The 22,277-nt window shown below is 69.2% G+C and carries 18 protein-coding genes; 14 read left to right on the top strand and 4 right to left on the bottom strand.

The window, feature by feature from the left end; translation table 11 throughout:
• Nucleotides 1–39: 39 nt before the first annotated feature.
• The 6 genes from WS45_RS03290 (at nucleotide 40) to WS45_RS03265 (ending at nucleotide 8,497) form a co-directional block, all read left to right on the top strand.
• Complete coding sequence (locus WS45_RS03290; protein ID WP_059689240.1) at nucleotides 40–1,488, top strand: aldehyde dehydrogenase; 1,449 nt, start codon at nucleotides 40–42, stop codon at nucleotides 1,486–1,488.
• On the top strand, nucleotides 1,485–3,392 hold the full coding sequence (locus tag WS45_RS03285; RefSeq protein WP_059698156.1) for a feruloyl-CoA synthase: 1,908 nt from the start codon (nucleotides 1,485–1,487) through the stop codon (nucleotides 3,390–3,392). Before WS45_RS03290 ends, WS45_RS03285 begins: the two co-directional genes overlap by 4 nt.
• 152 nt (nucleotides 3,393–3,544) lie before the next feature.
• Nucleotides 3,545–4,750: a 3-(3-hydroxy-phenyl)propionate transporter MhpT gene (gene mhpT / locus WS45_RS03280; protein WP_059689242.1), complete on the top strand. Its 1,206-nt coding sequence runs from the start codon at nucleotides 3,545–3,547 to the stop codon at nucleotides 4,748–4,750.
• A 67-nt stretch (nucleotides 4,751–4,817) separates the two neighbouring features.
• A complete protein-coding gene (locus tag WS45_RS03275; RefSeq protein WP_059528940.1) occupies nucleotides 4,818–5,966 on the top strand; it encodes a porin in 1,149 nt (382 codons plus the stop codon).
• Nucleotides 5,967–5,994: 28 nt separating this feature from the next.
• Nucleotides 5,995–7,719, top strand: a complete 1,725-nt coding sequence (locus tag WS45_RS03270) for a tannase/feruloyl esterase family alpha/beta hydrolase (RefSeq protein WP_059698154.1) — start codon at nucleotides 5,995–5,997, stop codon at nucleotides 7,717–7,719.
• 160 nt (nucleotides 7,720–7,879) lie between these two features.
• Entirely contained in the window at nucleotides 7,880–8,497 is a 618-nt protein-coding gene (locus tag WS45_RS03265; RefSeq protein ID WP_059698152.1) for a 3'-5' exonuclease, read from the top strand.
• 92 nt (nucleotides 8,498–8,589) lie between these two features.
• Here the strand turns inward: WS45_RS03265 and WS45_RS03260 are convergent, their stop codons facing one another.
• Nucleotides 8,590–9,303, bottom strand: coding sequence for a GntR family transcriptional regulator (locus WS45_RS03260; protein WP_059698150.1), 714 nt, complete (start codon nucleotides 9,301–9,303; stop codon nucleotides 8,590–8,592).
• A 172-nt stretch (nucleotides 9,304–9,475) separates the two neighbouring features.
• On the opposite strand from WS45_RS03260, the gene WS45_RS03255 reads away from it, so the two are divergent.
• From WS45_RS03255 to WS45_RS03235, 5 genes are all read left to right on the top strand, one after another.
• Nucleotides 9,476–10,774, top strand: coding sequence for an MFS transporter (locus tag WS45_RS03255; protein ID WP_059698147.1), 1,299 nt, complete (start codon nucleotides 9,476–9,478; stop codon nucleotides 10,772–10,774).
• 51 nt (nucleotides 10,775–10,825) lie between these two features.
• A complete protein-coding gene (locus WS45_RS03250; protein WP_059698145.1) occupies nucleotides 10,826–11,554 on the top strand; it encodes a maleate cis-trans isomerase family protein in 729 nt (242 codons plus the stop codon).
• A 10-nt stretch (nucleotides 11,555–11,564) separates the two neighbouring features.
• Entirely contained in the window at nucleotides 11,565–12,980 is a 1,416-nt protein-coding gene (gene hydA, locus WS45_RS03245; RefSeq protein ID WP_059698143.1) for a dihydropyrimidinase, read from the top strand.
• Nucleotides 12,981–13,044: 64 nt separating this feature from the next.
• Nucleotides 13,045–14,241: a serine hydrolase domain-containing protein gene (locus tag WS45_RS03240; protein WP_059698142.1), complete on the top strand. Its 1,197-nt coding sequence runs from the start codon at nucleotides 13,045–13,047 to the stop codon at nucleotides 14,239–14,241.
• A gap of 71 nt (nucleotides 14,242–14,312) precedes the next feature.
• A complete protein-coding gene (locus WS45_RS03235; RefSeq protein WP_059698140.1) occupies nucleotides 14,313–15,530 on the top strand; it encodes a serine hydrolase domain-containing protein in 1,218 nt (405 codons plus the stop codon).
• A 57-nt stretch (nucleotides 15,531–15,587) separates the two neighbouring features.
• Here WS45_RS03235 and WS45_RS03230 read toward each other — a convergent pair whose 3' ends face one another.
• The 3 genes from WS45_RS03230 to WS45_RS03220 form a co-directional block, all read right to left on the bottom strand.
• Nucleotides 15,588–16,946: an aspartate aminotransferase family protein gene (locus WS45_RS03230; RefSeq protein WP_059698138.1), complete on the bottom strand. Its 1,359-nt coding sequence runs from the start codon at nucleotides 16,944–16,946 to the stop codon at nucleotides 15,588–15,590.
• Nucleotides 16,947–17,221: 275 nt separating this feature from the next.
• The gene (locus WS45_RS03225) at nucleotides 17,222–17,728 is read right to left on the bottom strand and encodes a GNAT family N-acetyltransferase (protein WP_059698136.1); all 507 of its coding nucleotides are present in this window, start codon (nucleotides 17,726–17,728) and stop codon (nucleotides 17,222–17,224) included.
• A 504-nt stretch (nucleotides 17,729–18,232) separates the two neighbouring features.
• Nucleotides 18,233–18,838 carry a glycine zipper 2TM domain-containing protein gene (locus tag WS45_RS03220; RefSeq protein WP_059528908.1) on the bottom strand — a complete coding sequence of 202 codons (606 nt, stop codon included), beginning with the start codon at nucleotides 18,836–18,838 and terminating at the stop codon, nucleotides 18,233–18,235.
• A 431-nt stretch (nucleotides 18,839–19,269) separates the two neighbouring features.
• Here WS45_RS03220 and WS45_RS03215 point away from each other — a divergent pair, with 431 nt between their 5' ends.
• The 3 genes from WS45_RS03215 (at nucleotide 19,270) to WS45_RS03205 (ending at nucleotide 22,274) form a co-directional block, all read left to right on the top strand.
• Nucleotides 19,270–20,469 (top strand): amidohydrolase family protein, encoded by a 1,200-nt coding sequence (locus WS45_RS03215; RefSeq protein WP_059698134.1) that lies wholly within the window; start codon nucleotides 19,270–19,272, stop codon nucleotides 20,467–20,469.
• Nucleotides 20,470–20,545: 76 nt separating this feature from the next.
• On the top strand, nucleotides 20,546–21,730 hold the full coding sequence (locus tag WS45_RS03210; protein ID WP_059698232.1) for an amidohydrolase family protein: 1,185 nt from the start codon (nucleotides 20,546–20,548) through the stop codon (nucleotides 21,728–21,730).
• 64 nt (nucleotides 21,731–21,794) lie between these two features.
• A complete protein-coding gene (locus WS45_RS03205) occupies nucleotides 21,795–22,274 on the top strand; it encodes a nuclear transport factor 2 family protein (RefSeq protein ID WP_059698131.1) in 480 nt (159 codons plus the stop codon).
• The last annotated feature ends 3 nt before the right edge of the window (nucleotides 22,275–22,277 follow it).

Here is a 22,277-nt window from a genome sequence, read left to right as displayed (position 1 = left end):
CCGACGCAACCGACAGAGACAGGCAAGGCAGGAGACGACATGACCGACAGACGGATGCTGATCGCCGGCGAGTGGTGCACCGCCCGCGACGGCCGAACCTTCGACCGATTCAACCCCGCGACGGGCGCGCTCGCGTCGCGCGCGCCGGCGGCCGGCCCGGCCGACGCCGACGCGGCGATCGAAGCCGCGCATCGCGCGTTCCCCGCATGGGCGGCGCTCGCGCCGACCGAACGGCGCCGCCGCCTGCTGAAGGCCGCGGACCTGATGGACGCGCGCATCGACGCGTTCATCGCGACCGGCGTCGCCGAAACCGGCGCGACGCCCGGCTGGCTCGGCTTCAACGTGACGCTCGCGGCGAACATGCTGCGCGAGGCCGCGTCGATGACGACGCAGATCGACGGCGACGTGATCCCGTCCGACGTGCCCGGCAATCTCGCGCTGGCGATGCGCGTGCCGTGCGGCGTCGTGCTCGGCATCGCGCCGTGGAACGCGCCGGTGATCCTCGGCACGCGCGCGCTGGCGATGCCGCTCGCATGCGGCAACACGGTCGTGCTGAAGGCGTCCGAGGCATGCCCGGGCGTGCACGCGCTGATCGGCGCGGTGCTGGAGGAGGCCGGGCTCGGCGCGGGCGTCGTGAACGTGATCACGCACGCGGCGGCCGATGCGCCCGAACTCGTCGAGCGGCTGATCGCGCATCCGCACGTGAAGCGGATCAACTTCACCGGGTCCACGCACGTCGGGCGCATCATCGCGCGCCATGCGGCCGCGCACCTGAAACCCGTGCTGCTCGAACTCGGCGGCAAGGCGCCGGTGCTCGTGCTCGACGATGCCGATCTCGATGCGGCCGTCGACGCGATCGCGTTCGGCGCGTTCTTCAACCAGGGGCAGATCTGCATGTCGACCGAGCGCGTGATCGCCGCGCGGCCGATCGCCGATGCGCTCGTCGAACGGCTGGCCGACAAGGCGCGCTCGCTGGTCGCCGGCGATCCGCTGGCGGGCCATGCGCTCGGCACGATGGTCGATGCGGCCGCGGCCGCGCGTGCCGCGTCGCTCGTCGAGGATGCGCGTGCGCACGGCGCGCGCCTGCCGCTCGGCTGCCGGATCGAGGGCGCGACGATGCAGCCCGCGATCGTCGACGGCGTCACGCGCGACATGCGGCTGTATCGCGAGGAATCGTTCGCGCCGGTGGTGGCGATCCTGCGCGCGGACAGCGACGACGAAGCGGTCGCGCTCGCTAACGACAGCGAGTTCGGGCTGTCGGCGAGCGTGTTCAGCCGCGATATCGCACGCGCGATGACGGTCGCGCGCCGGATCGAATCGGGGATCTGCCACATCAACGGGCCGACCGTGCACGACGAAGCGCAGATGCCGTTCGGCGGCACGAAAGCGAGCGGCTACGGCCGCTTCGGCAGCCGCGCGTCGATTGCCGAATTCACCGAGCTGCGCTGGATCACCGTGCAGACCACACCGCGTCACTACCCGATATGAGCGAGCCGACGATGAATGTTGCGACGCCCGTAAGCGGGCCGGCGAACGACACCGGCGGCGTGCGTTATCGCGCGGCGGCCGTCGCGATCGGCGCGGCCGAGATTCGTCGCGCGGAAGACGGCACGTGGTACCTGCGCTCGCGCGAACCGCTCGGCGACTACCCGACGCGCCTGACCGACTGCCTCGTGCGCGGCGCGCACGCGCATCCCGACCGTGTGCTCGCCGCGCGGCGCGGCGCCGACGGCCGCTGGATCGAGATCACTTACGCGCAGATGCTCGAACGCGCCCGCGCGCTCGGCCAGGGCCTCGTCGATCTCGGGCTGTCGGTCGAGCGACCGCTCGCGGTGCTGTCCGGCAACGATCTCGAGCATCTGCAGCTGATGTTCGCGGCGATGCTGGCCGGCGTGCCGTATGCGCCGATCTCGCCCGCGTATTCGCTGGTGTCGACCGATTACGGCAAGCTGCGTCACACGCTCGGCGTGCTGCGGCCGGGCGCGGTGTTCGTCGCCGAGCGCGCGCCGTTCGCGCGTGCGCTCGACGCGACGCTGCCGGCCGATGCGGCGCTGATCGTCGCGAACGATGCGGATGCCGATGGCGCCGCGGCGGGCCGCGTCGTGCCGCTGTCGCGCCTGCTCGCGACCGTTCCGCGCACGATCGACGCGATCCATGAAGCGATCGGCCCCGATCATCTCGCGAAGATCCTGTTTACGTCGGGGTCGACGAAGCAACCGAAGGCCGTGCCGACCACGCACCGGATGCTGTGCAGCAACCAGCAGATGCTGCGCCAGACGATGCCCGAGCTGACGCGCGAACCGCCGGTGCTGGTCGACTGGCTGCCGTGGAATCACACGTTCGGCGGCAGTCACAACCTCGGCATCGCGCTGTACAACGGCGGCACGCTGTACATCGACGACGGCCGCCCGGTGCCGGGCCGCTTCGACGAAACCGTGCGCAACCTGCGCGAGATCGCGCCGACGATCTACTTCAACGTGCCGAAGGGCTGGGAAGAGCTGACCGCCGCGCTCGAACGCGATGCCGTGCTGCGCGACACGTTCTTCTCGCGCGTGAAGCTGTATTTCTTCGGCGGCGCGGGGCTGTCGCAGGCCGCGTGGGACCGGCTCGATCGCGTGACCGACGCGCATTGCGGCGAGCGCATCCGGATCATGGCCGGCCTCGGGATGACGGAGGCGTCGCCGTCGTGCCTGTTCACGACCGGGCCGCTGATGCGCGCCGGCTACATCGGCCTGCCCGCACCCGGCTGCGACGCGAAGCTCGTGCCGTGCGGCGGCAAGCTCGAACTGCGCTTCAAGGGGCCGAACGTGATGCGCGGCTACTGGCATGCCGACGTCGATCCGCGCGACGTATTCGACGACGAGGGCTATTACCGCAGCGGCGACGCGGGGGTCTTCGCCGATCCCGAGCGGCCGGAACTCGGGCTGCTGTTCGACGGCCGGCTGACCGAGGATTTCAAGCTGAGCAGCGGCACCTTCGTCAGCGTCGGGCCGTTGCGGGCGAACGCGGTGTCGAGCGGCGCGCCGTACGTGCAGGACGTGGTCGTCACCGGGATCAACCGCGACGACATCGGGCTGCTGGTGTTTCCGCGCATCGACGCATGCCGCGCGCTGGCGGGGCTCGCAGCCGATGCACCGGTTTCCGACGTGCTGCGCGCGCCGGCCGTGCGCGCGGCGTTCGCGTCGTGGCTTGCCGTGCTGAACCGGCATGCAAGCGGCGGTTCGACGTTCGTCGCGCGCATCCGGCTGATCGATACGCCGCCGTCGCTCGATCTCGGTGAAGTGACCGACAAGGGTTCGCTGAACCAGGCGGCCGTGCAGAAGCATCGCGCGGCGACGATCGACGCGCTTTACGACCCGGCGCGGCGCGATCCCGACGTGATTTACGCGTAGGCGCAAGCCAACCGAAGCAAACCGAAGCAAGCAGGAACAACGACCTGCCGGCCACGATACCGGCAGGCATTCTTGCGGCCAGTGAATCAGGCTGCCTGATAAGGCCTGCCGATGCAGGCCGACCGACTACAAGACATGGGACTGGAGACACGATGAACACTTACGTTGCCGAAAAACCCACGGTCGCGACCACGCTCGCGCTGTGTTTCGCGATCGCACTCCTCGAAGGGCTCGACCTGCAGTCGGTCGGCGTCGCCGCGCCGCGCATGGCGCGCGAATTCGGGCTCTCCGTGTCGCAGATGGGCATCGCGTTCAGCGCGGGCACCTTCGGGCTGCTGCCGGGGGCGATGCTCGGCGGGCGCCTCGCCGACCGGATCGGACGCAAGCGCGTGCTGATCGCGTCGGCCATGCTGTTCGGACTGCTGTCGATCGCCACCGCGCAGGTGTCGACCTTCGCGATGCTCGTCGTCGTGCGCGTGCTGACCGGCATCGGCCTCGGCGGCGCGATGCCGAACCTGATCGCGCTGTCGTCCGAAGCGGTCGAGCCGCGCTCGCGCAGCAGCGCGGTGGCGACGATGTATTGCGGCATCCCGTTCGGCGGCGTGATCGCGTCGCTGATCGGCGTGCTGCTCGCCGGCGACACCGAATGGCGCCACATCTTCTACGTCGGCGGCGTGGGGCCGCTGCTGCTCGTGCCGCTGCTGGCGTTGTTCCTGCCGGAATCGCGCGCGTATCTCGACGTCGCCGGCACGCCGGCCGCGCGCACCAGCGTCGCGCGCACGCTGTTCGGCGACGGCCGCACGACGTCGACGGTCGCGCTGTGGGTCAGCTATTTCTGCACGCTGATCGTCCTCTACTTCCTGCTGAACTGGCTGCCGTCGCTGATGGCCTCGCGCGGGCTCGATCGCGCGCACGTCGGCCTCGTGCAGATCGCGTTCAACGTCGGCGCGGGGCTCGGCGCGCTCGGCATCGGCGCGGCGCTCGACCGGATGCGCGCGTCGCGCGTGGTCGGCGGCATGTATGTCGGGATCGTGCTGTCGCTCGCCGCGCTCGCGGCCGCGCCCGGCTTCGCGTCGCTCTCGGCGGCCGCGTTCGCGGCGGGGATGTTCGTGGTCGGCGGGCAGTCGGTGCTGTATGCGCTCGCGGCGATCTACTACCCGACCGCGATGCGCGGCACCGGCGTCGGCGCGGCGGTGGCCGTCGGCCGGCTCGGTTCCGTCGTCGGGCCGCTCGCGGCCGCGACGCTGCTGGCCGCCGGCCGCAGCGCGCCCGTCGTGATCGGCGCGAGCATCCCCGTCACGCTCGTCGCGGCCTTCGCTGCATTCGCGCTGATTCGCCGCCCGCAAGCCGGCGACTGAAACGCTTCGTTTTTTCAATGCGCGCCGTCAGAGCGCGCGATTCAACACGGTCTGGAGACGCAACGCTATGAAGACGAAGACAAGGAACGGCCTGCTGGCCGCCGGCGCGTGCTGCGCGCTCGCCGCGCCGGGTGCGCACGCGCAATCCAGCGTGACGCTGTACGGGATCATCGATACGGGCGTCGAGTTCGTGTCGCACGCGAACGCGGCCGGCGATCACGTCGTGCGCATGCCGGGCGTGACGGGCGAGCTGCCGTCGCGCTGGGGCCTGCGCGGCACCGAGGATCTCGGCGGCGGCTACCAGGCGGTGTTCACGCTCGAAAGCGGCTTCAACGTGCGCGGCGGCGATCTCGGGCAGGGCGGCCGACTGTTCGGGCGGCAGGCGTTCGTCGGGCTGAAGAGCGGCTTCGGCACGCTCGCGTTCGGCCGCCAGTACACGATGACCTATCTCGCGCTGCAGGGCGCGGACATCATCGGCCCCGACATCTACGGGCTCGGCTCGTTCGACGCATACGTGCCGAACGGCCGCGCCGACAACGCGGTGACCTACGTCGGCACGTATCGCGGCGTGACGCTCGGCGCCGCGTATTCGTTCGGCCGCGACGGCGCGGGAACCGGCAACTCGCCGGGGCAGGGCACGTGCGCCGGGCAGGTGCCGGGCGATGCCGTCCAGTGCCGCAACTGGTCGGTGATGCTCAAGTACGACAGCGCGTATTTCGGTGCGGCGGCGTCGTACGAGGAGCAGCGCGGCGGCACCGGCGCGGCCGCGAACTTCTTCGACGGCGTCGCGCCGGTCGCCTTCACCAGCAGCGGCGGCAAGGACGCGCGCACGCACGTGAGCGCGTATGCGCAGGCGGCCGGCGCGCGAATCGGCGCGGGCTGGATCGGGCGACGCGTGTCGACCGGTTCGCCGGCCGCGCCCGGCGCGCATTCGGACCTGTTCTTCCTCGGTGCGTCGTATGCGATCAAGCCCGACTTCGTCGTCGACGGCGAGGGCTACCGGATCGTCAACAGCGCGCACGACACGCGCGCGACGATGGCCACGCTGCGCGCGACCTATCTGCTGACCAAGCGCACGGCCGTCTACGCGCAATCCTCGTATCTGTGGAACAGCGCGCATGCACGCTACGCGGTCAGCGGCGGCGGGCCCGGCACGACGCCCGGCGCGGGGATGGGGCAGCTCGGCGCGATGGTCGGCGTGCGGCACATGTTCTGATCCGGCAGCCTGACGAAGGGGAGATATCTTGAACGGAAAATCTGCATTCCTTTGCATTGCGCCGCTGTCGGCGGCGGCCATGCTCGCCGGGTGCGGCGGCGACGATTCGGTCAACGCCACGCCGACGCACCTGAGCGCCGCGACGCCGGCCGCGATGACGCAGGCCTGCGACGCGCTCGCCGCTAAGCTGTCGTATGCGAACACGTCGTTCACGTCGGTGACGACCGCGGCCGCCGGCGCGCTGAAGGTGGCCGGCAAGCCGATCGCCGAACACTGCGTGATCGACGGGAAGATGAACGAGCGCGTGAGCGCGGTGGACGGCCAGACCTATGCGATCGGCTTCGAGATGCGTTTGCCGAAAGCGTGGAACGGCCGCTTCTTCTACCAGGCGAACGGCGGGCTCGACGGCAACGTCATGACCGCGACCGGCGAGATCGGCGGCGGCGGGCCGCTGACCGACGCCCTGAACATGGGCTTCGCGGTGATCAGCTCGGATTCCGGGCACAGCGCCGCGCAGAACCCGCTGTTCGGCCTCGACCCGCAGGCGCGGCTCGACTACGGCTACGGCGCCGTCGACGCGCTCACGCCGATGGCGAAGCAGGTGATCCGGCTCGCATACGGGAAGATGCCCGACCGCAGCTATTTCGGCGGCTGCTCGAACGGCGGCCGTCACGCGATGGTCACGGCCGTGCGCAACGCGGGCGACTACGACGGGATCATCGCGGGCGACCCGGGCTTCCACCTGCCGAAGGCGGCGATCGGCGAGATGTACGGCGCGCAGCAGTTCGCGAAGATCGCGTCGGCGACCGGCGCGAACGGGCTGCCGGACATCCGTAGCGGCTTCACCGACACGGAGCGCCGGTTGGTCGGCGCGGCGATTCTCGACAAGTGCGATGCGCTCGACGGCGTGGCCGACGGGATGGTGCAGGACGTCGCCGCCTGCCAGGCGCATTTCAGCGTCGAGACGGACATCCCGACCTGCGCGAACGGCACGCGCACTGGCGCCTGCCTGACGACCGCGCAGAAGAGCGCGCTCGAGAACGTGTTCGCGGGTGCGCGCAACAGCGCGGGCACGGCGCTCTATGCGAGCTTTCCGTACGATCCGGGCATCGCGGCCGGCGGCTGGGCCGCGTGGAAGCAGTCGAACTCGGTCACGCTCGACCCGGCCGCGATGGCGTTCACGTTCACGACGCCGCCGAAAACCGCCGCGACGCTCGCGAACCTCGCCGGTTTCGCGCTCGGCTTCGACATGGACAACGACGCGCCGGCGATCTTCGCGACGAACGGCGTCTACACGCAATCCGCGTGGTCGTTCATGACGCCGCCCGACGAGACCAACCTGTCCGCGCTGAAGTCGCGCGGCGCGAAGCTGCTCGTCTATCACGGCACCGGCGACCCGGTGTTCTCGTACAACGACACGAGCGACTGGTACGGCCGGCTCGCGCAGGCGAACGGCGGCGACGCGTCGGACTTCGCGCGCCTCTATCCGGTGCCGGGCATGAACCATTGCTCGGGCGGGCCGGCAGCCGATCAGTTCGACATGCTGACGCCGCTCGTCGCGTGGGTCGAGCAGGGGCAGGCGCCCACGGCGATCGTCGCCACGGCGCGCGACACGACGAACGCGGTGCCGAATGCGGACGTGCCGACGTCGTGGGGCGCGGGACGCACGCGTCCGCTGTGTCCGTATCCGCAGGTCGCGCGCTACAACGGGTCGGGCGACGTGAATTCGGCGGCGAGCTTCAGTTGTCGCTGACGCAGCGGGCGTGCCGGCCTGAACGGACATGGCGATGCGCCACGCACGACGACGGCGTTTGCCGCCGCACACCGCATCCGGGGATACTATGGCGCTTTTCCGTCGGCGCGACGCGTCCCGATCGACGTGGCGCGCCAGGTATCCCTCCTCCGATTCGACCATGCAAACCGTAGCGGTACTCGACTTCGAAACAACCGGGCTTTCCCCGAACATGGGCGACAGGGCGACCGAGATCGCCGTGATTCTGCTGCGCGACGGCGAGATCGTCGACCGCTACCAGAGCCTGATGAACGCGGGGCGCCGCATTCCGTCCGACGTCGTCGCGCTCACCGGCATCACGAACGAGATGATTGCGTCGGCGCCGCCGGTGTCGAAGGTCATGAAGGAAGCCGCCGCATTCGTCGGAAGCCACCCCGTCGTCGCGCACAACGCCGGCTTCGACAAGCGGTTCTGGCAGGCCGAGCTCGGCATGCTCGGCGTGGCGGCCGAGCATGCGTTCGCGTGCACGATGCTCGTCGCGCGGCGCATCTACCCGCACGCGCAAAGTCACCGGCTGTCGAGCCTCGCCGACATGCTGCGGCTGCCGAAGACAGGCCGCGCCCACCGCGCGATGGTCGACGCGGAGATCGCGAGCCATCTGTGGTGCCGGATGCAGCGCGACATCGGCGAGACTTACGGGCTGCGACAGGTCGATCACGGGCTCATGTCGCGCTTGCAGACGACGAGCAAGGCCAAGGTCGCGACGTTTTTCGGTTCATTGGCCGCCGACCGGCGCTGACGCCGGTCGTCAGTCTCCGATCTCCACCGGCGCCTCGAGCCCGACCTTCACGCGGCTGCCGCCGGAGCAGGGCGGCTTGCGCGCAGCCGGCTTTACGCTTCGGCCGCCCGCTTGCCCGGCGCGTCGGCCGTGCTCGTGCGATCGAGGATCGCCAGCACTTCGCGCGCGGTGTTTTCCGAATGGTTGCGCAGCACCTGCGGCAGCTGCGTGTGGTCGGGATCGGCGAGCGCGGCCATGATGGCTTCGTGCTCGTGCAGCGATTCGGCCCAGCGCAGCGTGTCCGCGTTCGCGGCGCCGCGTGCGCGGTGCACCTTCGACATCAGCGACGCGTAGATGCCCGACAGCACCGGGTTGCCCGCCGCGTCGACGATCATCTGATGAATCTGCTGGTTCAGCCGGAAATATTCGACGCGCTTGCCAGCCTCGTGGCACTCGACCATCCGCCGGTGCTTCGCCTGCAACGCGGCGAGCGTCGACGCGGCGATGCGCTTGCGCAGCAGCTCTCCCGCCATCGCCTCGAGCCCGTGCAGCAGCTCGAACGTCGACACGAGATCGTCGACGTCGATCGGTGCGACGCGATAGCCGATGTACTGGCGATGCGTGACGGCACCTTCCGCGACGAGCACCTTCAGCGCTTCGCGCAGCGGCGTCTTCGACACGTCGAACGCGAGGCTCAGTTCCTTTTCGTCGATCCGCGCGCCGGGCGGCAATTCGCCTTCGTCGATCATCACGCGCAGGCGCGCGGCAATCTCCGCGGCCATGCCGCGGGTGCGCAGAAGCAGGGGATTGCGGGGTGTCTGGCTCATGATGGGGCAAGCTTATCACGATATCGGGGCTTACCCTGCACCATCGTAGTGATCAAACAAATTCAATGAAACCAAGTGTTTACGCTAACGGTAATTATAAATTTCTAATCCTATACTCGGTTCCACGTTGCGCGACGTCCTGACCATCCTCGTTCACTCCTGGAGTCCGTCCATGTCTTCAACCTCCGGTGTCGCCGGCCTGACGGTCGGCAAATCCGCCGTCCGCTGGAAGATATTCGTCGTCATGCTGAGCCTCATCGCGATCAATTACGTCGATCGCGCGTCGCTGTCCGTCGCCATGCCTTACATCTCGCAGGAGTTCAACATCGGGCCGGCGATGGAGGGTCTGATCCTCAGCTCGTTCTTCTGGACCTATGCGGTGATGCAGATCCCGGGCGGGATGCTCGCCGACCGGTTCAAGCCGCGCATCGTGATCGCGACGGCGACCGTGTTCTGGGGCTTCTTCCAGGCCATCGCCGCGCTGTGCACGAGCGCGCCGGCGCTGCTGCTCACGCGCCTCGGCCTCGGCGCGTCCGAAGCGCCGATCTATCCGGCCGGCGGCAAGCTCAACGCGATCTGGATGACGCAGACCGAGCGCGGCCGCGGCGCCACGCTGCTCGACGGCGGCGCGCCGCTCGGCGCGGCCCTGGGCGCGGTGCTGATCGCCGGGCTGATCGCGCTGCTCGGCTCGTGGCGGCTCGCGTTCGCGGTGGCCGGGGTCGGCACCGTGCTGGCCGGTTTCCTCGCGTGGTACTACATCCGCAACACGCCGCGCGAGCACCCGGGCGTCAACGATCTCGAAGCCGACTACATCGAGGCGTCGCACGCGAGCGATCTCGCGGCCGAGCCGGCCGATGCATCGGGCCGCTCGCGCGACTTCTTCAAGTACCGCTCGGTGTGGTGCATGTTCTTCGGCTGGATGTGCTTCAACAGCGTGTTCTACGGGTTGCTCACGTGGATGCCGAACTATCTGCACAAGGTGCACGGCTTCGACATCAAGCAGATGGGCGGCTCGACCTTCATCATCTTTTTCTGCGGCTTCGTCGGCGAGCTGCTCGGCGGCTGGATCGCCGACAAGTGGAAGGCCGCGGGCGGCCGGCCGAACGTCGTGATGCGCACGCTGTTCGGCATCGCGGCCGTGATCGCGACCGTGTCGGTCTTTTCCGTCGCCTACGTGAAGAGCCCGGTCGTGTGCGTCGCGCTGCTGTCGTCGACGCTGTTCTTCCTGCGCTGGTGCGGGCTGTACTGGTGCATTCCGTCGTCGCTCGGCACGCGCGACAAGATCGGCTTCCTCGGCGGCTTCATGAACCTCGGCGGCAACATCGGCGGCATCACCGTGCCGATCGTCGTCGGCGCGATCGTGCAGTTCACCGGTTCCTATTTCCTTGCGCTGATGGTGTTCGCGGCGGCCGGCGTCGGCCTGCTCGCGTGCTCCAGCGCGATCGACTACGAAAACAAGCTCCCCGTCTGACCGACCCCTTTCACTGCATCGACTGCATTCACTGGTAAAGAGAAATCCATCATGAAGAAACGTACCCTGCTCGGCATGCTCACCCCGTCGTCCAACACGTCGCTCGAACCGCTGACGAGCGCGATGGTCGCCGGCCTGCCGGGCGTGTCCGCGCACTTCGCGCGCTTTCCCGTCACCGAGATCTCGCTGACGGGCCAGGCGCTCGGCCAGTTCGACGACGACAAGATCATCCAGGCCGCGATGCTGCTCGCCGACGCGAAGGTCGACGTGATCGCGTGGAACGGCACGTCGTCCGGCTGGCTCGGCTTCGAGGCGGACGAGCGGCTGTGCCAGCGCATCACCGCAGCGACCGGCATTCCGGCCACGACCTCCGTGCTCGCGCTCAACGAGATCCTGAAGAAGACCGGCGCGCACGAGTTCGGCCTCGTCACGCCGTATCTGGACGACGTGCAGACGAAGATCGTCGACAACTACCGCCGCTCGGGGTTGAACTGCATCGCCGAGCGCCACCTGAACCTGAAGGTCAATTTCTCGTTCTCCGAAGTGACGGGCGACCAGATCGGCGCGATGGTGCGCGAAGTTGCGAAGGCAGGCCCGCGCGCGATCTCGATCTTCTGCACGAACCTGAACGCCGCGCACCTGGTGCCGGCGCTCGAGGAAGAGACGGGCATTCCGATCTACGACACGATCTCGACCGTGGTGTGGAAGTCGCTGCAGCTCGCCGACTACGACACGCGGCAGGTGAAGGGCTGGGGGCGTCTCTTCAGCGACGTGATCTGAGGCGCGCGCCATGTCGAACGATCTCGATTTCGTGATCCGTCACGCGGACGTCGTGACGGCGGCGGACCGGTTCTCGTGCGACATCGGCATCCGCGCGGGGCGCGTGGCCATGCTCGGCCATGGGCTCCCGCGCGCGCCGCGCGAGCTCGATGCAACCGGGATGCTGGTGATGCCGGGCGGTGTCGATGCGCACTGCCATCTCGACCAGCCGATGCCCGACGGGCTGAAGATGGCCGACGACTTCCTGTCCGGCACGCGCTCCGCGCTGTGCGGCGGCACGACCACCGTCGTGCCGTTCGCCGCGCAGGCGAAGGGGCAGTCGCTGCAGGCGGCCGTCGACGACTATCACCGGCGCGCGGAAGGGCGCGCGCTGATCGACTACGGCTTTCACCTGATCGTCGCCGATCCGACGCCGCATGTGCTGGCCGAGGAGCTGCCGCGGCTGATCGCGAACGGCTACACGTCGTTCAAGGTGTACATGACCTACGACGACCTGAAGCTGAACGACCGGCAGATGCTCGACGTGCTGTCGGTCGCGCGCGAGCACGGCGCGCTCGTGATGGTGCATGCGGAAAACTCGGACTGCATCGGCTGGCTGACCGAGCGGCTGCTCGGCGACGGCCACATCGCGCCGCATTTCCATGCGCATGCGCGGCCGGCGGTGGTCGAGCGCGAGGCGACGCATCGCGCGATCGCGTTCGCGGAACTCGTCGACGTGCCGATCCTGATCGTGCACGTGTCGGGCGCCGAGGCGATCGAGCAGATCCGCTGGGGGCAGTCGCGCGGGTTGCCGATCCTGGCCGAAACCTGCCCGCAGTATTTGTATCTGACGGCCGCCGATCTCGGTCATCACGGTCACGACGGCTACGAAGGCGCGAAATGCGTATGCAGCCCGCCGCCGCGCGATCCGGCCAACCAGCAGGCCGTGTGGAAGGCGCTGAAGCAGGGCGTATTCTCGGTATTCTCGTCCGATCACGCGCCGTTCAACTACGACGATCCGTGCGGCAAGCATCCGGGCGGGCAGGCCGTGTCGTTCGACCATATCCCGAACGGAATTCCGGGCCTGGAGACGCGCCTGCCGCTGCTGTTCGACGGCGTGCGCAAGGGGCAGTTGTCGCTGCATCAGTTCGTCGAGCTGACGTCGCTGCGGCCCGCGAAGCTGTACGGGCTGTATCCGCGCAAGGGGACGATCGCGGTCGGCGCCGATGCGGATATCGTCGTGTGGGATCCGGACAAGCGCGTGCGGATCGCGAATGCGTCGCTGCATCATGCGGTCGACTACACGCCTTACGAGGGGATCGAGGTGACGGGCTGGCCGCGTCATTGCCTGTCGCGCGGCGAGCTGCTCGTCGAGGACGGCCGGCTGCTCGCGGCGGAGCCGGGGCGCGGGCGGTTCCTGCCGGCCGGCAAGCCGTGTCTCGACTGATTTCCCGGGATTCGACGCGACAGCCCGCCCGACGTGGCGGGCGCGCGTTTCAACAGGAGCAAGGATGAGCGTTTCCCTCGCAATGCGCGGCATCGCGGCCGCCGCGATCGTCGCCGGGTCGTGCGGCGGCCCGGCGCTGGCCGCGGGCGGCGCCCCTCAGGACCTGCCGAGCGTCGTGCCCGAAGCGGCCGGCGTCGATTCGGCGCCGCTCGTGCGGATGTCCGAATGGCTGCGCCGCGACCGGATGGACGTGCGCAGCCTCGTCGTCGTGAAGGACGGCAGGATCGTGTTCGAGCGCTACGGCGACAGCCTCACGCGCGACAACAACTACGAGCTGTATTCGGTGACGAAGACGATCACCGCGCTGCTCGCCGGCATTCTCGACGGCGAGGGCAAGCTCGGCCCGTCGACGAAGGTCGCGCCGCTGATCGCGGCCGCGCGGCCCGATCTCGCGAGCGAACTCGCGGACAAGCAGGACATCGAGCTGCGGCATCTGATGTCGATGTCGAGCGGCTTGCGCTACACGACGCGCGAAGGCACCGATCCGCTGTACTACGACGCGCCCGACCGGCTGCGCGTCGCGGTGACGAGCCGGGCCGCGCAGGCGCCCGGCACGCATTTCGACTACATCGACGTGAACCCGGTGCTGGTCGGCACGGCCGTATCGATCGCCGCGCGGGAACGCGAGGACGACTTCGCGCGCCAGCGGCTGTTCGAGCCGCTCGGCTTCGCGCATTACCGCTGGAGCGGCGCCGACGGCACCGGCGCGGTGGCGGGCGGCTGGGGCCTGCGGCTGCGCGCTGTCGACATGGCGAAGATCGGCATGCTGCTGCTCGACAACGGCCGCTGGAACGGCAAGCAGATCGTGCCGGCCGGCTGGGTCCGGCAGATGACCACGCCGTCGCCGGCCGCGGCCGACTACGGCTATTACTGCTGGATCGGCCACGTCGTCGAACACGGCACGCCGGAATTCGGCGCGATGGGCTTCAAGGGGCAGTTCATCACGGTGCTGCCCGCGCAGCGCGCGGTCGTCGTGATGACGAGCCTGCTGCCGACCGACGGCGGCTTGCGCGACGCGACCTATCTGAACCTGTATCGACGGATGGTCGGCGATTACATCCTGCCGGCGCTCACGCCCGCGCAGCCGCCGGTCGAGCGCGCGGAAACCACGCAGGCGCTGCGCGACGAACTCGCGCGCAGCCGTCGGACGAAGGGGGTGCCCGGCACCGCCGCCGCGTTCAACGATGCGCCGGAGATTTGATGAGGATTGCACATGTAATTGACCCTTCGTCCACGTGGCGTCGCGATGGGCGGCGTTCCGCGGCGCCTTTCATGCGACGGCTGCTCGCGCGCGTGGCGGCGCTGCTGATCGGCGGCGGCGTGCTGGCGTCGGCGCCGGTGCTGTCCGTGGCGCATGCGGACGATGCGTTGCCGCCGCTGCATGAAACCGGCATCGCGGCGGCCGCGCCCGAAGACGTCGGCGTGGATTCGCGCAAGCTCGTCGAGCTGTCGCGCTGGATTCGCGAGCAGAAGCTCGACGTGTACAGCCTGCTCGTCGTGAAGGACGGCAAGTTGATCTTCGAGCGCTACGGGGCGAACGCGTCGCGCGATTCGACCTACGAACTGTATTCGGTGACGAAGGCCGTGACGTCGCTCGTCGCGGGCATCCTGGTCGATCGCGGTGCCGTGCATCTCGACGAGCCGGTGGCCGCGCGGCTCGCCGCATGGCGCCCCGATCTCGGCGACGCGCTCGCGGACAAGCGCGGCATCGAGCTGAAGCACGTGCTGTCGATGTCGAGCGGCCTGCATTACGACTTCAGCCCGAAGGACGATCCGATCTACTACACCGCGCCGGACCGGCTGAAGCTTGCCGCGTCGGCGGCGCCGAAGGTCGCGCCCGGCACCGCGTTCGAGTACACCGACGTGAATCCGATCCTCGCGTCGGCGATGCTGAGCGCGGCGGCCGGCGAACCCGTCGAGCGCTATGCGCAGGCGCATCTGTTCGGCCCGCTCGACATGAAGCGCGCCGCATGGGAGCGCGCGGACCGCACGGGGCTCGTATCGGCCGGCTGGGGGCTGCGGCTGCGCGCGCTCGACATGGCGAAGATCGGCGTGCTCGTGCTCGACGGCGGGCGCTGGCAGGGGCGTCAGGTCGTGCCGCAGGCGTGGATCGCGCAGATGACGTCGCCGCGCGTGTCGCCGCATTTCGGCTACTACTGGTGGATCAACAACATCGTCGCGAGCGAGCCCGAATTCGACGCGATGGGCTTCAAGGGGCAATTCATCACGGTGCTGCCGAAGCGCAACACGGTGATCGTGATGACCGGCGTGCTGCCGGTGGACGGCGGTTTGCGCGACGCGGAGAACGTGAAGCTGTTCCGCCGGATGGTGAACGGCTACATCCTGCCGGCACTCGATGGCGGCGGTGCGTCGGGGCAGGATTCCGGCGGCGGCGACACGCGCGCGGCGCTCCGCGACGAGCTTGAAGCGAGCGCGCGCACCGCAGGCGTGCCCGGCACGCAGGTCGATCCGACGGATCTGCCGAAGTAGCGCCGGGCGTGCGGTCGGCTTGCCGTCGCGGGCGAGCCGACCGCACACTGCATCACGTCACGCCAGTTCGCCCAGGCATGCGTCGAACTGCGCGACGAGCGTATCGACATCGTCGGCCGTCGTTTGCGGGCACACGAGCATCATGTTGTGGAACGGCGTGATCAGCACGCCGCGGTTCAGCAGGTACAGATGCACGATGTGCTCGAGCTCGCTGTCGAGCTGTTCGCCCGCGATCGTGCCGTTGCGCGGCGGCACGGGCGTGAACTGGAACTCGGTGCGCGCGCCGATGCGCGTCACGCACCACGGCAGCCCGTGTTTCGCGATCGCCCGTTCGAGCCCGGTCGCGAGCCGCGCGGCCAGTTCGAACATGTGCGCATACGCGGCATCGGTCGCGACCTCGGCGAGCGTCGCGCGCATTGCATGCATCGCGAGCATGTTCGCGGTGAGCGTCGTGCCGATCCCGGAATGGCCGGGCGGCGCGTTCAGCTTCGCCTCTTTCGCGCGCGCGGCGAATTCGGCGCTGAACCCGTAGACCGCGCACGGGACGCCGCCCGCGATCGGCTTGCCGACCACCAGCGCGTCCGGTTCGAGACCGTGTGCGGCCGCGTAGCCGCCGGGGCCGCTGCTGATCGTGTGCGTTTCGTCGATCACGAGCAGCGTGCCGTAGCGGCGCGTCAGTTCGCGTGCGGCCTCCCAGAAGCCCGAATCGGGCAGCACCATCCCGATGTTCGTCATCGCCGGCTCGGCGAGCACGCACGCGACGTTACCGTCCTTCAGCGCCGCTTCGAGCGCGTCGAGATCGTTGAACTCGACGACGCGCGTGTTCGCGAGCAGGTCGTAGGACTGCCCGAGCAGGCTGTCGCGCTGCACCGGGCGGCCGTCGACGAGATCGACGAACACGTCGTCGACCGTGCCGTGATAGCAGCCGTTGAACACGACGATCGTATTGCGGCCGGTGGCCGCGCGCGCCCAGCGCAGCACGAAGCGGTTCGCGTCGCTCGCGCTCAGCGCGAATTGCCAGAACGGCAGCTTGAAGCGGCGCGCGAGTTCGCGCGAGACCCACGCCGCGTCCTCGCTTGGCAGCATCGTCGTGTAGCCGCGCGTCGCCTGCTCGGCAAGTGCGCGCGCGACCGGCTCGGGCGCATGGCCGAACATCGCGCCGGTGTCGCCGAGACAGAAGTCCGCGTAGCGATGACCGTCGACGTCGGTGAAGGTCGCGCCGCGCGCTTCCTTCACGACCAGCGAGAACGGCGTCGACCAGTCCCGCATCCAGTGCAACGGCACGCCGAACAGCAAATGCTCGGACGCTTCCGCGGACAATGCGCGGGAGATCGGCATGGCTTCGGTGAATGCACGGCGCTCGCGATCGAACAGTGCGCGGGCGCGGAGGAGGTCGACTCCGTGGCGGGTCTGCAATTGAGGCTCCTGTGACGGGGTTGCATGGACGGGTGATGCTTCCGCGAGCTTGTCATATTCCATGCGCGCGGTCGATTCGGGCCTGACCGCGTATCCATCAGGCATGGAGTTTTTGCGCATAAAGATACGACAACGTATGTCTTTTTTTCTATGGCTGAGAAGTGAGTGGGCGCACACAGGCGATCGGCGCGCCGGGGCCGATCCATGCGTTCAACGTGAGTGCGATGACGCTGACGAACGTGACGATCGCCGACAAGCGGTGACGGAGCGATGGGTCATGCCAGCGTCTTGACCATGTGGTGTTCGTCGTAGAAGCGGCCGTCGACGAACAGCGACCGCGGTTCCGTGCCGAACCGGACGAACCCCTGCGACGCGTACAGCCGTTCCGCGGTGCCGTTGATCGCGTTCACGCACAGGACCAGCTGCGTGCACTGCCACGCGTGCGCTGCGTGCGCGGTCGCGCTGTCGAGCAGCGATTGCGCGATGCCGCGCCCGCGATACGCGGGGTCGACGAACACGCCCCAGATCGTCGCCTTGTGCGCGACTTTCGCGCGCGCATCGCGGCGCACGCCCGTGATGCCGACGAGCGTTGCGTCGTCGAACGCGCCGAACACGGCGCGCTCGCGGGTCGGGGTGATGCGCGTCGCGAATTCATCGATCGGGACGCCTGCTTCTTCGTCGCGGGTCGGCAGGAACGAGGTCGGCGACGTGTCGACCGCGCGCAGGCGGACGGACTGGAATTGCGCCGCGTCGGCGGCGTCGAGCAGGCGGATCGTGATCATCGGTCGGAATTGTCGTTGGTGTGCCGGGATATCGGAATCTGCGGCGCGATGCGCGGCAGGGCATCGGCAATGCTAAGCGGAAACGCATGCGCTTGCTCGTGCGTTCGACGTGCCGCATCGGCATGCGTGAAGCAACACGGCACCGATGGGCGAAGGGCGATGGAGGTGACGCGTGGAGAATCGATGAGCGTTCGCGATGCCTGCGGGCAATCGCGCACTCGGTGTCGAACGGATGCAAGTGGAAACGAGCCGGATGCGGACATACCGGCCGCTGCGTTCGATGCGAGCCCGACCGCGGGTGGCGCGCGACGTGCGGTGCGTGACGACGCCATGCCGTACGCGACAAACATGCCGCGCGGAGGGAAGGAGCGGGATGAAGCGAGGCGCGCCCATGCGTTGCGCCGAAGCGGCGCATGGTGCCGGGCGCGCGAAATTCCGACGCGACGTGAGGTGAGGCGAGGTGTCCGCGATGCGCCCGATCAGCTCAGGCGCATGCGACTCACGTCAATACCGCGACAGCTGATTGCCGTTGATCTGGACGCGATCGCCCGGGCGCAGGTTGCCCGGCGACTGCACGTCGAACGAGCGCGTCGAGCCGTCGCTGACCTGCACGTCGATCCGATAGCTGCTCGGCGGTTGGGCCGCGCCCATCTGCTGACCGATCTGGTTGCCGGCGACGGCGCCGCCGAGCGCGCCGATCACGGTGGCCGCATCGCGGCCGTGGCCGCGGCCGAACTGGTTGCCCACCAGGCCGCCGACCAGCGCACCGACGACGGTGCCGGCCACGCCCGACGCGCCGATCGAGCCGCTGACCGGCTGGATGTTCGCGACGGTGCCGTATTGCGTGCCGTAGCCGTTGCCGTACTGGCCGCCGTACTGCGGGTTGCCGTATTGGTCGTACTGCGGCGCCTGGCTCGGATACGCCGGCTGCTGCACGTAGCCGGGTTGCGAATACGCGGGCTGCGCGTAACCGGGCGTCGCGTATTGCTGCTGCGGATAGCCCGGCTGCGCGCCATAGTAGCCCGGCGCGACACAGGCGGTCAGCGGAAGCGCCGCCACGGCGACGAGCGAGGCGAACAGAACGGTCTTCGTGGAAGGCATGCGCATCATGATGTTTCCTGCATCGGCAACGTGTTCGCCGACGAATTCCGGGACGGGTGGCGAACTCGGCGTGAGTATAAGGAAAGGGCGATTGCGCGTCCGGTGCGGCCGGGTAACAACGTGTAAAGTCTGTTGCCGCGCAAATCGCGGCCGGGCGCGGCGGCGCGATACGCCCGACCGCGACCGCGCCGAAGCACGTTTATCGGCAAGGCGGGCGCCGCCCCGATGATCGCACCCCATCGCCGCGCCAGGCCCGACGGGGCGACCCGTCCGCACATCGCGAAATCGAATGCGCGGCATCGCGACATTTAATTGGCCACTGGCCGCCCCGTCCGATATCGTGACCGCATTCCCCTGCCAACGGTCGTGCCGCGCCGGCCGCGGTGCTTTCCCCCGTCCGCGCCGGCGTCGCGCAGCGACCGCCCCACACATTCCAAGTCATGACCGACCGCTTCTTCACCAACGCCGTCGATGCCGGCGGCCAGCCCGTCAACCTCACCGTCCATGACGGCCGCTTCGTCGCGATCGGGGCCGATTGCACGGCCGCGCCCGGCGCGGAAACGATCGACCTCGGCGGGCGCGTCGTGCTGCCCGGCTTCGTCGACGGCCACATCCATCTCGACAAGAGCTTCGTCGGCGACCGCTGGGTGCCGCACGAACCGGTCGGCTCGCTGCGCGAGCGGCTCGCGGTCGAGAAGCGCCAGCTCGCGGCCGCGCCGCCGATCGTCGAACGCGCGAATGCGCTGATCGCGCAGGCCGCCGCGTTCGGCACGATCGCGATGCGCAGCCACGTCGACGTCGACGCGACGACGGGCCTGTCGAACCTGCAGGCCGTGATGGCCGCGCGCGAACAATGGCGCGGGATCGTCGACATCGAACTGGTCGCGTTCCCGCAGGCCGGCGTGGTGACGTGTCCGGGCACCGCCGCGATCCTCGATGCGGCCGTGCGCGAAGGCGCGGACGTGGTCGGCGGGATCGACCCGACGACGCTCGACGGCGACGCGGACGGCCAGCTCGACATCGTGTTCGGCATCGCCGAGAAGCGCGGCGCGAAGATCGACATCCACCTGCACGAACCGGGCGAGACCGGCATCGCGCAATTGTTGCGGATCGCGGCGCGCACGCGCGCGGCGGGCCTCGGCGGCCGCGTGAACGTGAGCCACGCGTATGCGCTCGGCCAGGTCGATCACGGCGACGTCGAGCGTGCGGCCGCGGCACTCGCCAGCGCCGGCGTGTCGATCCTGACCAACGCGCCGGGCGACTGCGCATTTCCGCCGGTGCGGCAACTGCGCGATGCGGGCGTGCACGTGTTCGCCGGCAACGACAACATCCGCGATGCGTGGTGGCCGTACGGCAACGGCGACATGCTGCAGCGCGCGATGATGGTCGGCTACCGCTCGGGTTTCTACACCGACGAAGCGCTCGGCATCGCACTCGACATGGCGACGCATGCCGGCGCGCGCGCGATCGGCAAGACCGACTACGGCATCGCGGTCGGCTGCGACGCGAGCTTCGTCGCGGTGCGCGCGCCGAATGCGGCGGCCGCCGTCGCCGGCGTGCCGGCCGAACGCTGGGTGTTCCGACGCGGCGAAAGCGATACCGGTGCGCCGTTCGCGCCGGCACAGCGTTTCACGCAATAACGCGATAACGACCTGACCGCCGTCGCGGTGCGTGCATCGTGACGGCCTTGCACTGACCGACCACACCGGAACCGACATGACGAACCTGCTGATCCGCAACGTGCGCACGCACGCCGACGAAGCGCTCGACATCCTGATCGAAGGCGAGCGCATCGCGCGCGTCGGCCCGTCGCTCGACGCGCCCGCCGGCTGCGCGATCGAGGACGGCGCGCGCGCGCTCGCGCTGCCCGGCCTCGTCGAAGGCCACACGCACCTCGACAAGACCCACTGGGGGATGCCGTGGTATCGCAACGCGGTGGGGCCGCGCCTCGTCGACCGCATCGAGAACGAACGCAACTACCGCGCGACGAGCGGCCATGATGCCGGCGCCGCATCGCTCGCGCTGTCGCGCGCGTTCCTCGCGGCCGGCACGACGCGCATCCGCACGCACGTGGACATCGACACCGAGGCCGGGCTGCGGCATCTGCACGGCGTGCTCGCGACGCGCGAGACGCTGCGCGGGCAGGTGGAGATCCAGATCGTTGCGTTTCCGCAGTCGGGCGTGCTGAAGCGGCCCGGCACCGCCGCGCTGCTGTCCGACGCGCTCGGCGCGGGCGCCGACCTGCTCGGCGGGCTCGACCCGTGCGCGATCGAAGGCGATCCGGTCGAGGCAGTGGACGTGCTGTTCGGGATTGCCGAGCGTCACGGCCGCGGGCTCGACCTGCACCTGCACGAGCGCGGGTCGATGGGCGCGTACTCGCTCGACCTGATCCTGCAGCGCACCGCCGCGCTCGGCATGCAGGGCAAGGTCACGATCAGCCACGGCTTCTGCCTCGGCGACATCGCCGAGCGCGAGCGCGACGCGCTGCTTGCGCGGATGGCCGAACTCGGCGTCGCGATCGTCACGACCGCGCCGGCCGCGGTGCCGGTGCCGCCGGTCGCCGCGTGCCGCGCGGCCGGCGTGACCGTGATCGGCGGCAACGACGGCGTGCGCGATACGTGGACGCCGTACGGTTCGCCCGACATGCTCGAACGCGCGATGCTGATCGGCATGCGCAACGATTTCCGCCGCGACGACGCGCTCGAAGTCGCGCTCGATTGCGTGACGCATGGCGCGGCACGCGGCTGCGGCTTCGCCGATTACGGTCTGGAGGCGGGCAAGCGTGCGGACGTCGTGCTCGTCGATGCGCTGACGTTCGCCGAGGCCGTCGTCGCGCGGCCTACGCGGCGGCTTGTCGTGTCGTCGGGGAAGATCGTCGCGCGCAACGGCGTGCTGATCTGAGCCGAGCGCCGCATCGTGCCGGTATGATCGGGCCTTCTTCAGCCTGATCTCCGGGGAGACGACGATGCGATGCACGCGCACGAAGGCGGCACGCGCCGCCAGATGGATGGCGGCGGCAACGTTCGCGGCGACGGCCGTGCATGCGATGGCGGCCGGCCCCGACGACGCGCGGCAGGAAGCGAATCGCCGCACGGTGCTCGCGTTTTACGAGAAAGGCCTGAACGAGAAGGATGCGGATGCCGCGCTCGCCTATGTCGGCGACCGATACGTGCAGCACAACCCGAACGCGGCCGACGGCCGCGACGGCTTCCGCAAGTTCGTCGCGTTTCTGCGCGACAAGTATCCGCAGTCGCACAGCGAGATCAAGCGGTCGTTCGTCGACGGCGACTACGTGATCCTGCACGTGCACGCGGTGCGCGAACCCGGCACGCGCGGTAGCGCGATCATGGATATCTTCCGGCTCGAGCACGGCAAGATCGTCGAGCATTGGGACGTGAACCAGCCGGTGCCGGAGCAGGCGGCGAACGGGAACACGATGTTCTGACGC

Source organism: Burkholderia sp. RF2-non_BP3, assembly GCF_001522185.1.
In the GTDB taxonomy this organism is placed as follows: domain Bacteria; phylum Pseudomonadota; class Gammaproteobacteria; order Burkholderiales; family Burkholderiaceae; genus Burkholderia; species Burkholderia diffusa.
This window is presented reverse-complemented; position numbering and strand designations above follow the sequence as displayed.

Bases quoted from the DNA above. Each gene is read 5' to 3' on its own strand.
- WS45_RS03205 (WP_059698131.1), top strand. From the start codon at position 21,795: ATGCGATGCACGCGCACGAAGGCGGCACGCGCCGCCAGATGGATGGCG.
- WS45_RS03285 (WP_059698156.1), top strand. From the start codon at position 1,485: ATGAGCGAGCCGACGATGAATGTTGCGACGCCCGTAAGCGGGCCGGCG.
- WS45_RS03265 (WP_059698152.1), top strand. From the start codon at position 7,880: ATGCAAACCGTAGCGGTACTCGACTTCGAAACAACCGGGCTTTCCCCG.
- WS45_RS03290 (WP_059689240.1), top strand. From the start codon at position 40: ATGACCGACAGACGGATGCTGATCGCCGGCGAGTGGTGCACCGCCCGC.
- WS45_RS03255 (WP_059698147.1), top strand. From the start codon at position 9,476: ATGTCTTCAACCTCCGGTGTCGCCGGCCTGACGGTCGGCAAATCCGCC.
- hydA (WP_059698143.1), top strand. From the start codon at position 11,565: ATGTCGAACGATCTCGATTTCGTGATCCGTCACGCGGACGTCGTGACG.
- WS45_RS03215 (WP_059698134.1), top strand. From the start codon at position 19,270: ATGACCGACCGCTTCTTCACCAACGCCGTCGATGCCGGCGGCCAGCCC.
- WS45_RS03225 (WP_059698136.1), bottom strand. From the start codon at position 17,728: ATGATCACGATCCGCCTGCTCGACGCCGCCGACGCGGCGCAATTCCAG.
- WS45_RS03220 (WP_059528908.1), bottom strand. From the start codon at position 18,838: ATGATGCGCATGCCTTCCACGAAGACCGTTCTGTTCGCCTCGCTCGTC.
- WS45_RS03235 (WP_059698140.1), top strand. From the start codon at position 14,313: ATGCGACGGCTGCTCGCGCGCGTGGCGGCGCTGCTGATCGGCGGCGGC.
- WS45_RS03240 (WP_059698142.1), top strand. From the start codon at position 13,045: ATGAGCGTTTCCCTCGCAATGCGCGGCATCGCGGCCGCCGCGATCGTC.
- WS45_RS03260 (WP_059698150.1), bottom strand. From the start codon at position 9,303: ATGAGCCAGACACCCCGCAATCCCCTGCTTCTGCGCACCCGCGGCATG.
- WS45_RS03250 (WP_059698145.1), top strand. From the start codon at position 10,826: ATGAAGAAACGTACCCTGCTCGGCATGCTCACCCCGTCGTCCAACACG.
- mhpT (WP_059689242.1), top strand. From the start codon at position 3,545: ATGAACACTTACGTTGCCGAAAAACCCACGGTCGCGACCACGCTCGCG.
- WS45_RS03210 (WP_059698232.1), top strand. From the start codon at position 20,546: ATGACGAACCTGCTGATCCGCAACGTGCGCACGCACGCCGACGAAGCG.
- WS45_RS03275 (WP_059528940.1), top strand. From the start codon at position 4,818: ATGAAGACGAAGACAAGGAACGGCCTGCTGGCCGCCGGCGCGTGCTGC.